The 12,598-nt window shown below is 43.4% G+C and carries 13 protein-coding genes and 3 tRNA genes; 5 read left to right on the top strand and 11 right to left on the bottom strand.

The features are described from left to right. The 4 genes from L4D20_RS22885 to L4D20_RS22900 all read right to left on the bottom strand — a co-directional run. A partial coding sequence (locus tag L4D20_RS22885; RefSeq protein WP_428803895.1) for a GTP-binding protein occupies positions 1-255 on the bottom strand: 255 nt, incomplete at its 3' end. A gap of 136 nt (positions 256-391) precedes the next feature. Next, positions 392-466: transfer RNA gene (locus L4D20_RS22890), tRNA-Gly, on the bottom strand. Positions 467-501: 35 nt separating this feature from the next. Continuing rightward, positions 502-586: transfer RNA gene (locus tag L4D20_RS22895), tRNA-Tyr, on the bottom strand. Between the two features lie 56 nt (positions 587-642). Then, positions 643-718: transfer RNA gene (locus tag L4D20_RS22900), tRNA-Thr, on the bottom strand. Positions 719-928: 210 nt separating this feature from the next. On the opposite strand from L4D20_RS22900, the gene coaA reads away from it, so the two are divergent. Next, a complete protein-coding gene (gene coaA, locus L4D20_RS22905) occupies positions 929-1,852 on the top strand; it encodes a type I pantothenate kinase (protein WP_428803896.1) in 924 nt (307 codons plus the stop codon). Positions 1,853-1,930: 78 nt separating this feature from the next. On the opposite strand, the gene L4D20_RS22910 is transcribed toward coaA, so the two are convergent. Together L4D20_RS22910 and L4D20_RS22915 are read right to left on the bottom strand one after the other, a co-directional pair. Continuing rightward, positions 1,931-2,356, bottom strand: a complete 426-nt coding sequence (locus tag L4D20_RS22910; protein ID WP_428803897.1) for a DUF805 domain-containing protein — start codon at positions 2,354-2,356, stop codon at positions 1,931-1,933. 71 nt (positions 2,357-2,427) lie between these two features. Beyond that, positions 2,428-2,778 (bottom strand): 5-carboxymethyl-2-hydroxymuconate Delta-isomerase, encoded by a 351-nt coding sequence (locus L4D20_RS22915; RefSeq protein WP_428803898.1) that lies wholly within the window; start codon positions 2,776-2,778, stop codon positions 2,428-2,430. Between the two features lie 252 nt (positions 2,779-3,030). Here L4D20_RS22915 and tpiA point away from each other — a divergent pair, with 252 nt between their 5' ends. Both tpiA and L4D20_RS22925 read left to right on the top strand, forming a co-directional pair. Continuing rightward, positions 3,031-3,801 (top strand): triose-phosphate isomerase, encoded by a 771-nt coding sequence (gene tpiA / locus L4D20_RS22920; RefSeq protein ID WP_428803899.1) that lies wholly within the window; start codon positions 3,031-3,033, stop codon positions 3,799-3,801. A gap of 150 nt (positions 3,802-3,951) precedes the next feature. Beyond that, positions 3,952-5,286 carry an MATE family efflux transporter gene (locus L4D20_RS22925; protein ID WP_428803947.1) on the top strand — a complete coding sequence of 445 codons (1,335 nt, stop codon included), beginning with the start codon at positions 3,952-3,954 and terminating at the stop codon, positions 5,284-5,286. A gap of 121 nt (positions 5,287-5,407) precedes the next feature. On the opposite strand, the gene rraA is transcribed toward L4D20_RS22925, so the two are convergent. The 3 genes from rraA to efp all read right to left on the bottom strand — a co-directional run bounded on the left by rraA (position 5,408) and on the right by efp (position 7,610). Continuing rightward, a complete protein-coding gene (gene rraA, locus L4D20_RS22930) occupies positions 5,408-5,926 on the bottom strand; it encodes a ribonuclease E activity regulator RraA (RefSeq protein ID WP_428803900.1) in 519 nt (172 codons plus the stop codon). 74 nt (positions 5,927-6,000) lie between these two features. Further along, positions 6,001-6,918, bottom strand: a complete 918-nt coding sequence (locus L4D20_RS22935) for a 1,4-dihydroxy-2-naphthoate polyprenyltransferase (protein WP_428803901.1) — start codon at positions 6,916-6,918, stop codon at positions 6,001-6,003. A gap of 125 nt (positions 6,919-7,043) precedes the next feature. After that, positions 7,044-7,610 carry an elongation factor P gene (gene efp / locus L4D20_RS22940; RefSeq protein ID WP_428803902.1) on the bottom strand — a complete coding sequence of 189 codons (567 nt, stop codon included), beginning with the start codon at positions 7,608-7,610 and terminating at the stop codon, positions 7,044-7,046. Positions 7,611-7,643: 33 nt separating this feature from the next. On the opposite strand from efp, the gene epmB reads away from it, so the two are divergent. Both epmB and L4D20_RS22950 read left to right on the top strand, forming a co-directional pair. Further along, a complete protein-coding gene (epmB, locus tag L4D20_RS22945) occupies positions 7,644-8,666 on the top strand; it encodes an EF-P beta-lysylation protein EpmB (RefSeq protein WP_428803903.1) in 1,023 nt (340 codons plus the stop codon). Positions 8,667-8,877: 211 nt separating this feature from the next. Beyond that, a complete protein-coding gene (locus L4D20_RS22950; protein ID WP_428803904.1) occupies positions 8,878-10,200 on the top strand; it encodes an anaerobic C4-dicarboxylate transporter in 1,323 nt (440 codons plus the stop codon). Between the two features lie 127 nt (positions 10,201-10,327). Here L4D20_RS22950 and pfkA read toward each other — a convergent pair whose 3' ends face one another. Both pfkA and fieF read right to left on the bottom strand, forming a co-directional pair. After that, positions 10,328-11,290: a 6-phosphofructokinase gene (gene pfkA / locus L4D20_RS22955; protein ID WP_428803905.1), complete on the bottom strand. Its 963-nt coding sequence runs from the start codon at positions 11,288-11,290 to the stop codon at positions 10,328-10,330. Between the two features lie 344 nt (positions 11,291-11,634). Beyond that, the gene (gene fieF / locus L4D20_RS22960; protein WP_428803906.1) at positions 11,635-12,543 is read right to left on the bottom strand and encodes a CDF family cation-efflux transporter FieF; all 909 of its coding nucleotides are present in this window, start codon (positions 12,541-12,543) and stop codon (positions 11,635-11,637) included. Positions 12,544-12,598 lie beyond the last annotated feature (55 nt).

Consider the following 12,598-nt stretch of genomic DNA (forward strand, 5'->3'; position numbering starts at 1 on the left):
GTGTCCTGGGCAATCTACGTGTGCGTAGTGACGCTCTGGAGTATCGTACTCAACGTGTGAAGTTGCGATTGTGATACCGCGCTCACGCTCTTCTGGAGCATTATCGATTGATGCGAAGTCTTTCGCTTCACCGCCGTATACTTTTGACAAAGTAGTACAGATAGCAGCAGTTAGAGTTGTTTTACCGTGGTCAACGTGGCCGATAGTACCAACGTTTACGTGCGGTTTCGTACGTTCAAATTTTTCTTTAGACATGATGTGTCCCTCTAGGTACAGATTAAAGTGGCTTTAATGACCACGTAACCAAAACAAATTGGTAATAAACTTGCTCTTAAAGCTAAACGTAGTTTAGTTAAAAGGAAGTATCAAAAGGAAATAACGCTTATTGAGTTGGAGCGTGCAGCGGGAATCGAACCCGCATCATCAGCTTGGAAGGCTGAGGTAATAGCCATTATACGATGCACGCAACATAATACTCAGGGTGCTATTTTCTTTAGAATATGGTGGAGGGGGACGGATTCGAACCATCGAAGGCAGTGCCGGCAGATTTACAGTCTGCTCCCTTTGGCCACTCGGGAACCCCTCCAAATTTTTAATCCATTCTTACTACTAGTGCTTCATTTAACATGAAACAGGAAAGAATGGTGCCGACTACCGGAATCGAACTGGTGACCTACTGATTACAAGTCAGTTGCTCTACCTACTGAGCTAAGTCGGCATAAGTGGTGCGCATTCTATTGAATGATATTCGACCTTGCAATAGTAAATTTGAAAAAAAACGCTTTTTTTACATGATTGGAATTGTTTGATGTTTTTTTCACCCAAGTTTGCGTTTTTTAGACGGTTCTGCGTCTTTATTATTTGCATTGCTTAACGCTTGTTGTATGTTCGCAATTCTATTTCGTTATTAAATTGTTAGTGAGAACTTATGAGTCCTTATATATCTTTTGATCGTGCAAAATGGGCAGAGCTTCGTAACGCTGTGCCAATGACACTGTCAGAGTCTGATATCCAAGAACTCAGAGGGGTCAACGAACGCCTTTCAATGAAAGAAGCCGTTGATATCTACCTACCTCTTAGTCGGCTGCTTAACCTGTATATCGAGGCTCGCCAAAGTCGCAACTCGGTGTTACACAAATTTCTCGATAGTAACGATACACCGCCACCTTTCATTATTGGTATAGCCGGAAGCGTCGCGGTTGGAAAAAGTACTACCGCGCGTATCATTCGCACCTTACTTTCTCGTTGGGAAAACCACCCAAAAGTAGAGCTAGTGACAACCGATGGTTTTTTGTTTTCAAAAAGCGAACTCGATAAGCGTGGCATCATGCACCGTAAAGGGTTTCCTGAATCGTACGATACTAAGCGATTGGTGCAGTTTCTAACGGATGTCAAAGCGGGTGTTGCTAACGTTCAAGTTCCTGTCTATTCCCATATTACTTATGACATTACCGATGAAGTAAAGCTTATCGACAAGCCTGATGTCATCATCATTGAAGGGCTAAATGTATTACAAAGTGGTTTAGACTACCCCTCAAAGCCTGTGAGTACCTTCATCTCTGACTTTCTCGACTTTTCAATTTACGTGGATGCGGAAACTGAAGTGATTGAAAAGTGGTATGTGGAACGGTTTCTGGAATTTAGACAAGGCGCTTTTAAAAAACCCGGCTCTTACTTTAGTCACTACACATTGCTAACAGAAGCCGAAGCTAACGAGAAAGCGAAAGGAATTTGGCAATCGATTAATGGCCAAAACCTAGCAGAGAACATCTTACCAACTAAGCACAGAGCTCAGCTTATTTTAAAGAAAGGCCAAGATCATGCGGTCGAAGAAGTGTTATTACGTAAATAGCAATTTGAATTGAACTCTACGCAGTTAAATCATAAACAGCTAGAGGCTCAAACTCTAAATCCGAGCCTCCAAATGATTTTATTTTAACTCCGGGCCATACTGGTTCGTTTTCGCTTCACCTTTCATAAAGCCACATTCAATTAAAATCCAAGTTCCACAAATCAGAGCAGCCACTGACGTTAGCATCTCAAGTGTTGTCGTTTGTGCAATACCGGTAGGGTCTCCCACTGGAACCGCCATACGACCAAAGACCAGTGGAACGTTAAGCAATAACCACCAACTCGATTTTCCACGATCATGCCAACGCTTAGACGTGATTGCTAAATCAGGGATGAGAACAATCAATAAAAATACCGGAAGAATAATATGCGCCATCGCAGGGAATAGAACATTAGACCCCATAGCGAAACCGACAATAACCGCATAATAAAGTGCGTTCCAAATCCAATACGTTTTTCTTGCGACTCGCCCTTCAAATGAAAACAGTAGCTGTTTTATCAACATCTCATTACCTTAAAAATTACCAACTAAAAAATATACTCAAAACGCTATCTAATTAGTTTAACGAACTTTCATTATCGATTCACCGTCTTCTGAAAACACGCTTTATCCATATCTCGTATATTTACCGTTAAACTTCTTACCTGACTTGCCTGCTGTTGAAGTACCGTCATTAATTGACGTGAAAGCTCTCTTTTTTGCTCTTCGCTCCGACCATCTAATAACTCAAACCCCACGTGAATAAAATCAACGCTATCTCCTTCCTCTCCAATAAGCCAATGATGACAGCGCAATGCTCTTGATTTAACAGAGTCAGGATCGAACAGACTACTCTTCAGCGCAACATCGTGTAAGTCTTCTAATAGCCCTTGCACGTTAACGCGCTGATCGATTGAATTTGAATATTCCATAACAAGATTTGGCATTGGGTTCCCTTTCTATGAGGTAAGGTCTTCATTTATCACAGTGAATTCTCAACACTAATACCAATTAACTTAGCAAATTCCGAGATAATCACTATCATTCTGCTTACTGGATCACTTATCAAGAACTCTTACCATTAAATAAACTCATGACCCGAGTCATGATTTGATGGTATTAATCTGTTATATTCTTACGCAATCGCGTTTATTTTTTACATTAATTAGCTTTTTACATTCAAATATGGAGATATTCTTATGCGTCATCCTGTAGTTATGGGTAACTGGAAACTAAACGGCAGCAAAGAAATGGTTGTTGACCTACTTAACGGCCTTAACGCTGAACTTGAAGGCGTAACTGGCGTAGACGTTGCAGTAGCTCCACCTGCTCTTTTTGTTGACCTAGCAGAGCGCACGCTTACTGAAGCAGGCAGCGCAATCATCCTAGGTGCTCAAAACTCTGACCTAAACAACAGCGGTGCATTCACTGGCGACATGTCTCCAGCTATGCTGAAAGAATTTGGTGCTTCTCACATCATCATCGGTCACTCTGAGCGTCGTGAATACCACGCTGAATCAGACGAGTTTGTTGCTAAGAAATTCGCATTCCTAAAAGAGAATGGTCTAACTCCTGTTCTTTGTATCGGTGAATCTGAAGCTCAAAACGAAGCTGGTGAAACGGTTGCAGTATGTGCACGTCAACTTGACGCTGTGATCAACACTCAAGGCGTTGAAGCTCTTGAAGGCGCTATTATCGCTTACGAACCAATCTGGGCTATCGGTACTGGTAAAGCTGCAACAGCTGACGATGCACAACGCATCCACGCTCAAATCCGTGCTCACATTGCTGAGAAATCTGCAGAAGTTGCTAAGAACGTTGTAATCCAATACGGCGGTTCTGTTAAGCCTGACAACGCAGCAGCTTACTTCGCACAACCAGACATCGATGGTGCTCTAGTTGGCGGCGCAGCTCTAGACGCGAAAAGCTTTGCAGCTATCGCTAAAGCAGCTGCAGAAGCTAAAGCTTAATTAGATCAATCATCTAATTATCGATAAGGGTTCGCATAGGCGGACCCTTTTTTTATCCAAATCACATCAATCCAGATTGCTATTACCCGCACATTCCCAATAGCGTTTATATCTTGTATCCTAGCGTTTTGAAAATATAGCGTATGGATGATGCACGACAAACACGGCCTTTTAACAGCGCCCATTCCAAATGTGCTTCGTCAAATGACCATTCCAATGACATTTGGCATGATTGCCATTTTAATGTTCAATTTAGTTGATACGTTTTTTATCTCTCTGCTTGGCACCGATGCACTAGCTGCCATTAGCTTTACCTTCCCCATTACGTTTGCGATTAACTGCATCACCATGGGCATCGGTATTGGTATCTCGACGACCCTAGCTCGATTACTCGGAAAAGGTCATGCAAAACAAGCGGCGCACTTTTCAACCCACGGATTAATGTTAGCGTTATTGCTAGTCTCATTTGCCTCGTTAATCGGCTTACTAACTATCAATCCCCTATTTTCACTACTTGGTGCTAAACCTAACTTATTCCCACTTATTCATGAATACATGAGCGTTTGGTACTTAGCTATTCCACTTCTTGTTATTCCAATGGCTGGCAATAGCGCTATTCGCGCAACAGGCGATACAAAAACACCAGCGAAGATCATGATGCTCGCAGGGCTCATTAACGGTGTTCTCGATCCTCTGCTTATTTTTGGTATCGGCCCTTTCCCTGAGCTTGGTATTCAAGGGGCTGCAATATCTAGCGCGCTGAGTTGGTTTGGGGCTTTAATCGGTTCGCTCTATGTTTTGACCAAACGAGAGAAACTCATCGCATTCCCTAATTTTTCTCGAATATACAGCGATTGGACACAGATTCTTAAAATTGGCACGCCAGCCGCTCTCTCTAATGCCATGGTTCCATTAGCTGGCGCAATCCTGATGGTATTACTCGCCTCACATGGTACCGTCGCAGTTGCTGCATTTGGGGCCGCACAACGGATCGAGTCTTTACTTATTTTAGTCTTGATGGCGCTCACGTCAGTGTTGACCCCTTTTATGGCACAAAACCTCGGAGCAGATAATAGCCAACGTAGTTTTAGCGCACTGTTCATCAGTATGCGGTTTGCCATCGTCTTTCAGCTGATAATTTTTGTCATGATGGTGCCACTGAGCATCCCATTAGCCCGTCTTTTCTCACAAGAGCAATCGGTGCGAGACCTTCTTTGGCACTACTTGCTTGTCGTGCCTTTTAGCTATGGTTTTCAAGGCGTGACAATGATGCTTATCGCTGGGCTGAACGCGCTGCATAAACCGATGCAGGCTTTTCAATGGAGTATCATGAGACTGTTTCTCTTTACCTTGCCGATCGCATGGCTAGGAAGCATCCTATACGACGTTGAAGGATTGTTCATTGGCATTGCTGTGGGGAATATCATTTCCGGTGTGTGTAGCTATTTATACGCACTTAGGCTTCGCCGGATTCATTGCCTCTAGCTCATATACCTAAGAGCCGATCATAAATAATCCACAACATTAACGCCCTCGACTGGAAGAATGAAAAAAGCCGACACTCAATGAGTCTCGGCTTCTTAATATTTTCTGATGGTATCGAAAATTAATCGATCACTTCATCGTCTTCTTCAATCTCAAGCTCAATATCTAATGGCTCTTGAGAGATAATAATACCGGTGTTATCCGCATAGAGAAAATCCTCTGGCATAAAGGTAACGCTGCCGAAGTTTACGGCTACGTCGAGCTCACCAACACCATTACCTACAGCACCAACAGGTATAGACGCGAGCGCTTGAATACCAATGCTCATATCTTCTAGTTCATCAACTTCACGAACACAACCATAGACGACAATACCTTCCCACTCGCTCTCTTCTGCTAGTGTAGCCAGTTCAGCATCAATTAGTGCGCGGCGAAGTGAGCCACCACCATCAATGAGTAATACTCTTCCTACCCCATCTTGCTCTAAGACGTCTCGAATGAGGCTGTTATCTTCAAAGCACTTGATTGTGGTAACTTGTCCAGCAAATGATGCGCTGCCACCAAAGTTACTAAAAAGTGGTTCAACGACATCAACTTGATCTAAGTAGATATCGCAAAGAGCAGAAGTATTGTATTCCATAGTATTTATCCATACTGATAGTCATCTCTATCGAGTATATAGGGTCAATAAGTCAATGCAATGATAAGGCTCAATTAACTGACTAGAGTTTGCGCTATCACAATGCCCGTAAAGAGTAGATTCGTCAGCAAAGCACACTTAACCACAATGGGCATCATAGGGGCTATTTGAGCGGGTTGTGTTGCTTGCCAAACGGCTTTCCCATGCTTATAGACAATAACCAAACTCAAGATGAACGGCAGACTAAGAATGATAGGGGCAGGTTGAAGCACCAAATAGCTCGCAAACATCACCAATGCCGTCACCAGTAATAACGTATGGTATTGCTTTGATTTGTTTTGCCCTAAACGAACCGCGACGGTTCTCTTTCCACACGCCTGATCATTCTCTATATCGCGCATGTTATTGACATTCAAAACTGCCACTGCGAATAGACCGCAGCCTACAGCAGGCAGTATCAACGCAGTTTCGACAAAACCGGTATGTAGAAAAAAGGTTCCTGCTACGCCGAGTAGACCAAAGAAGATAAAGACCGAAATATCACCAAGCCCGACATAACCATACGGCTTATTGCCAACGGTATAGGCAATCGCAGCCACAATCGCCAGTATGCCCAATCCAATGAAAGACACGATACTTTGCAGACTATCGAGTGCATAAAAAACCAGACACAGGCCCGAAAGCATAGTTAAAACTATATTGATGACCATCGCTTGCTTCATAGTGCTTAGTGAAACCGCACCAGACTGAATGGCGCGAACAGGGCCAAGACGGGCATCGTTGTCTGTCCCTTTAACCGCATCACCATAATCATTAGCAAGATTAGACAATATTTGTAGTAAGGTCGCCGTAACAAATGCCAACACAGAAATTGCGATAGAGAATTGCCCAATGGAATACGCAAGAACACTGCCTGTTAAGATTGAAACAAGCGCTAAAGGGAGAGTCTTGGGTCTTGCGGCGTCTAACCAGATTTGAATTGATTGCTTCATTATTTTATTTGCTTACGCTCAATGTAATGATGATTGTGTCATAACCTTTTCATTCACGCAAAAACTAAAAAAGGCCACCATAAGTGACCTTTTTTTTCGCATTAGAGTCAGATGACACTCTGCAATTACTTAACTCGACCTACGTATTCTGAGCTGCGAGTATCTACTTTAATCACTTCACCAATAGAAATGAAAAGCGGAACACGAACCACTGCGCCTGTTGCAAGAGTAGCAGGCTTACCACCAGTACCTTGAGTATCGCCTTTCAGGCCAGGATCTGTTTCAGTCACTTCAATCTCAACAAAGTTTGGTGGCGTAACAACGATTGGGTTACCGTTCCAAAGCGTGATCATACAAGTGTCGTTTTCTACAAGCCATTTAGCGTTCTCACCAACCGCTTTCACTTCAGCTGCAATTTGCTCGAAAGACTCACTGTTCATAAAGTGATAGAATTCACCATCGTTGTACAGGTAATCAAGATCAACATCCATAACGTCAGCAACTTCTACAGTTTCACCTGACTTAAAGGTTTTCTCTAATACTTTACCTGAAAGCAATTTACGGATTTTGACACGGTTGAACGCCTGACCTTTGCCCGGTTTCACTAACTCGTTTTCGAGAATGACACACGGCTCCTTATCAAGCATAAGTTTAAGACCGCCTTTAAATTCATTCGTGCTAACAGTAGCCATTTTTTCCTCTTACTATATTTCGAGTTTAAATTAATGTCGCACATCATAACCCGAATTACCCCATCTGTTGAGCAAAACTGGCTCAAACAACTGGCGAATGCGATCTCAGACCCAGCAAAGCTGCTCGCACAGCTTGATATTGATGTCTCAGAGTGGGAAAACGGCTTTGACGCCAAAACTCTGTTTGCGCAGCGTGTACCGCTCAGTTTTGTGAATCGAATGGAAAAAGGTAATCCTCACGATCCGCTATTAAGACAAGTATTACCATTGTGCGAAGAGTTTGAGCAACACAAAGGCTACTCTGCTGATCCACTCGATGAGCAAGATAACCCCATCCCTGGATTACTACACAAATATACCAATCGAGCGCTATTCATCGTGAAAGGCGGTTGTGCGATTAATTGCCGCTACTGTTTCAGACGCCACTTTCCTTACAGCGAAAATAAGGGCAATAAATCGGTATGGCAACAAGGCTTAGATTACCTGAGTGATCACCCAGAGATAAACGAGGTAATTTTGTCTGGTGGTGATCCTCTCATGGCAAAAGATCATGAGCTTGAGTGGTTGATTGATGCTATTGGCGACATCAAGCACATCAAACGACTTCGTATTCATAGCCGTTTGCCCGTTGTGATCCCAGCTCGAATTACAGATGAACTGTGTCAGCTTCTTGCTCGTACTCGATTACAAGTTGTTATGGTTACACACATTAATCATGCCAACGAAATCGATGCTGAACTCACTCGCGCTATAAAAATGCTAAAGAATGCCAATGTAACGATGCTCAATCAAAGCGTGCTGCTAAAAGGCGTTAATGATAGTGTTGAAACCCAAGTTGCTTTAAGTGATGAATTATTCTCAGCGGGCATCCTACCCTACTACCTTCATGTTCTAGACAAAGTACAAGGGGCTGCGCATTTTTACGTCTCCGATGAAAAAGCTAAAGCCATTATGGCCGGTTTAATTGAGCAAGTATCTGGATACCTTGTCCCGACCCTCACTCGTGAAGTCGCCGGAAAACGCAGTAAAACGCCACTCGACTTACACTTGGAGTAACGACCAACTATTAAATTAAAGCTCCAGTTTATCGATGTGACCTACTGTCCGGTTTCATCCAATACCCATTAACTGAAGCACGATTTTTTGACAGAAAACAATGAAATAGCGGATCGTAACTCAAGCAGCCCAATACGCACATCAGCTCACATCCACGCCTACCACTTTTGTATAGGATTGTCCTACACACATAATTGGTTGAGGTATAAGCATGTTCTATGTACATATGCTGCTGTTGTTGTCGGTTATCTTTATTGGTATCCGTCATGGAGGCATAGCGTTTGGTTTGCTTGGAGGGCTAGGCGTATCTGTACTCGCCTTCGTATTTGGCATTGCTCCAGGAACACCACCAATCAGCGTAATGCTGATCATTCTAGCAGTTGTTGCCGCCTCTGCGACCTTAGAGGCTACTGGTGGTCTAAAGCTATTAGTGAAGTTTGCAGAACGCTTATTACGTAAACACCCGAACCAAATTGTTTTTCTCGGCCCACTCTGTACTTACTCACTGACAGTACTCGTCGGGACAGGCCATTCCGTGTATCCGCTTCTTCCCGTGATTTATGATGTCGCCTATAAAAAAGGTATTCGTCCTGAGCGTCCAATGGCGATGGCAACGGTCGCTTCTCAAATGGGCATCACTGCGAGCCCGATTGCAGCCGCAGCCGCCGTTGTGATGGCAACCGCTGCTGACAACAACTTAGATATCAGCTTAGTGAACGTTCTGCTCGTCACCATTCCAGCAACACTCATCGGTTTACTTGCAGGTTGTACATGGAGTTTAAAACGCGGTAAAGACTTAGATAAAGACCAAGATTTTATCGAACGCTGCAAAGATCCTGAGTTCAAAGCGCAGCTTATTGATGCCACTGTAGACAACTCAGATGATCCGAAAACCAATGCTCAGGCTAAAAAAGGGCTGGGGATCTTCTTAGCGGGTATCGCCACAGTTATCTTTGTCGCGATGTTCGGTAAAGATCTCGCGCTACTACCAGACGGTGTCAACATGTCCGTTGCCATTCAGTTTCTAATGCTGTCTGTCGGTGCGGTCATCTTACTGACAACTAAAGTCGACCCGAAAAAGATCGTACACAGTAATGTGTTTATTGCGGGTATGACGGCGGTGATCATCATCTTCGGTATTGCGTGGATGAGTGACACTATCATTGGTTATCACAAGCCTTACCTAATTAGCCTTGTCAGTGATTTAGTGGCAGCGCACCCTTGGACATTTGCTATAGCGATGTTTGTGGTCTCTGTTTTCCTAAAGAGCCAAGCCGCTGTACTGACCATTATGTTACCGCTAGGTTTTGCCATGGGCATCCCAGCGCCCGTACTGATCGGTGTTCTACCTGCGTGTTACGCGTATTTCTTCTTCCCATTCTACCCAAGTGACTTAGCAGCTATTACTTTTGACCGCTCTGGTACGACACAGATAGGTAAATACGTACTTAACCACAGCTTCTTGATACCCGGATTTATCGGTGTCACTACAGCGACCATCGTTGGCTACTTAATTTCAATGGCTATCAATTAGTTCATAAAGCATACCAACAGAGTACCAAAAATAAAAAATCCAGTTGGTTGCCCAACTGGATTTTTATTATCTGCATTTTGTATCTAGTGCATCTTGAACAACAGCCCTTTCGCTAATAAGGAAAGGCTTAAAATAACTCTTCAGCTACTTTGAATAGGTCGTTACGAACAGGACGCTTCATGTTCTCAATGGCATCGATAATGTCGTGGTGTACTAGTTCTTCTTTTTGAATACCAACACAACGACCGCCTTCACCTTCCATTAAAAGGTGAACCGCATAGTTACCCATACGAGATGCTAATACACGGTCAAATGCTGTTGGACGACCACCACGCTGGATGTGACCAAGAACCGTTGCGCGAGTTTCACGACCGGTTGCATCTTCAATCTGTTTCGCCAGATCATTAGCATCCATCATAAGTTCAGTAAGTGCGATGATTGCATGCTTCTTACCCTTAGCAATACCGTCCTGAATTTGACCAATCAGTTGATCTTTATCCAGGCCCGTTTCAGGGGTAATAATGTACTCACAACCACCAGCAATTGCTGACATCAATGTTAAATCACCACAGTGGCGACCCATGATTTCAACAATAGAGATACGTTGGTGTGAAGAAGAAGTGTCACGTAGACGGTCAATTGCATCAATCACCGTATTTAGTGCCGTTAGGTAACCAATCGTGTAGTCAGTACCAGCAATATCGTTATCGATTGTACCTGGAAGACCAATACATGGGTAACCCATTTCAGTTAGCTTCTTCGCGCCCATATAAGAGCCGTCTCCACCAATAACAACCAAAGCTTCAATGCCATGTTTCTTAAGGTTTTCAATGCCTTTCTGGCGAACTTCTACATGTTTAAAATCAGGAAAACGAGCAGAACCTAGGAAAGTACCACCACGGTTGATAACATCTGAAACACTAGAGCGGTCAAGTTTTTCAATGCGATCTTCAACAAGGCCTTGATAGCCGTCGTAAATACCGTAAACCTCAATACCAGCCGACAATGCTGTACGCACTACGCCTCGCACTGCTGCGTTCATACCAGGAGCGTCTCCGCCACTTGTTAAAACACCGATCTTCTTAATCATGCTCACCCTCGAATTTTTTTGGGAATTAAACTTCAATTTAATACCGATGACGATACAAGCGTCACCCGTGAAATCCTTTTAAACTGTGCAGTATGTTACCTTTACCGAAAAGGAATACTACATTTTTCTGCACTGAATTATGTAAGTTTATTACTTATGTAATAGTATTACAGTTTTCACCGATCGCTTTGTTGATTCACATCAGAATCATGTTTTTCTTTCACAGATCAAAAAAAGTGCAGTCCACATTATAAGTCTTGTTGATTATAGCTCTTCAATGATAGAACGGATTAATGACAACATTGTTACTCCGAATATCCGCTAGATATTTACTAAGCTAATCACTACCAATCATCCTTAACTTGTGACTTTTCACCATTCATAACGACCGAAAAAGGATCTTGGTGAATAAGTACGTCTGCACCGGGAAACTCTATCATTAACCTCTCTTCGACCTCATCAGAGATTCTATGTGCTTCTATCAAAATCATATTGTCATCAAGCTCAAGGTGCAGCTGAATAAAACGAGTTGGCCCTGCCATACGCGTTCTTAACTGGTGGACACCCAACACCCCCTCGATTTCAAGGCAGCATTCACGAATCTTTGATAGTTCGTCATCGGGAAGCTTGCGATCCAACAAAGTTTGAATTGCCTCACTCACCATTTGGTAAGCGCTATAAAGAATATATATACCAATAGCAACAGCAAAAACAGCATCAGCCTGAGTCACACCAAACCAGCTAAGGGCAAGTGCAATCATAATCGCGCCGTTCATGTATAAATCGGTTTGATAGTGCAGAGAATCTGCGGCGATAGCTTGGCTTCCGGTTTTCTTCACGACATGCTTTTGGAACCGGACTAGTGCAAAAGTGACGATCATGGCGAAGAAGCTCACATAGACGCCGTATTCTGGCGAGGTCAGCTCATGCGGACGGAAAAAACGTTCAACACCATTCAGAATAAGAAAACACGCAGAGCCTGAAATGAACATCGCCTGCGCAAGCGCCGCTAACGATTCCGCCTTACCGTGACCAAAGGTGTGTTCTTTATCTGCCGGTTGGAGAGAGTAGCGTATCACCATCAAATTAACGCCAGATGCGGCAATATCAAGCATTGAATCGATAACAGAGGCGAGCAAACTCACCGAACCGGTAATCCACCAAATAGCAACTTTAACGACTAATAATAGAGTCGCAACGGCGGTTGCAGTCCATGCAGCCATGGTAACCAAACGAGCGTATTCTTGTTTCATATAACATTTATAACTAGAACAATATGCGTTCAGTATAACGCGTGAATGATAAAAA

This window comes from Vibrio kyushuensis (assembly GCF_050337325.1).
In the GTDB taxonomy this organism is placed as follows: Bacteria; Pseudomonadota; Gammaproteobacteria; order Enterobacterales; family Vibrionaceae; genus Vibrio; species Vibrio kyushuensis.

Excerpts from the sequence above, each read along its gene's own strand:
- coaA (WP_428803896.1), top strand. The coding sequence starts at position 929 with ATGAGTCCTTATATATCTTTTGATCGTGCAAAATGGGCAGAGCTTCGT.
- L4D20_RS22910 (WP_428803897.1), bottom strand. The coding sequence starts at position 2,356 with ATGTTGATAAAACAGCTACTGTTTTCATTTGAAGGGCGAGTCGCAAGA.
- L4D20_RS22915 (WP_428803898.1), bottom strand. The coding sequence starts at position 2,778 with ATGCCAAATCTTGTTATGGAATATTCAAATTCAATCGATCAGCGCGTT.
- tpiA (WP_428803899.1), top strand. The coding sequence starts at position 3,031 with ATGCGTCATCCTGTAGTTATGGGTAACTGGAAACTAAACGGCAGCAAA.
- L4D20_RS22925 (WP_428803947.1), top strand. The coding sequence starts at position 3,952 with ATGCACGACAAACACGGCCTTTTAACAGCGCCCATTCCAAATGTGCTT.
- rraA (WP_428803900.1), bottom strand. The coding sequence starts at position 5,926 with ATGGAATACAATACTTCTGCTCTTTGCGATATCTACTTAGATCAAGTT.
- L4D20_RS22935 (WP_428803901.1), bottom strand. The coding sequence starts at position 6,918 with ATGAAGCAATCAATTCAAATCTGGTTAGACGCCGCAAGACCCAAGACT.
- efp (WP_428803902.1), bottom strand. The coding sequence starts at position 7,610 with ATGGCTACTGTTAGCACGAATGAATTTAAAGGCGGTCTTAAACTTATG.
- epmB (WP_428803903.1), top strand. The coding sequence starts at position 7,644 with ATGTCGCACATCATAACCCGAATTACCCCATCTGTTGAGCAAAACTGG.
- L4D20_RS22950 (WP_428803904.1), top strand. The coding sequence starts at position 8,878 with ATGTTCTATGTACATATGCTGCTGTTGTTGTCGGTTATCTTTATTGGT.
- pfkA (WP_428803905.1), bottom strand. The coding sequence starts at position 11,290 with ATGATTAAGAAGATCGGTGTTTTAACAAGTGGCGGAGACGCTCCTGGT.
- fieF (WP_428803906.1), bottom strand. The coding sequence starts at position 12,543 with ATGAAACAAGAATACGCTCGTTTGGTTACCATGGCTGCATGGACTGCA.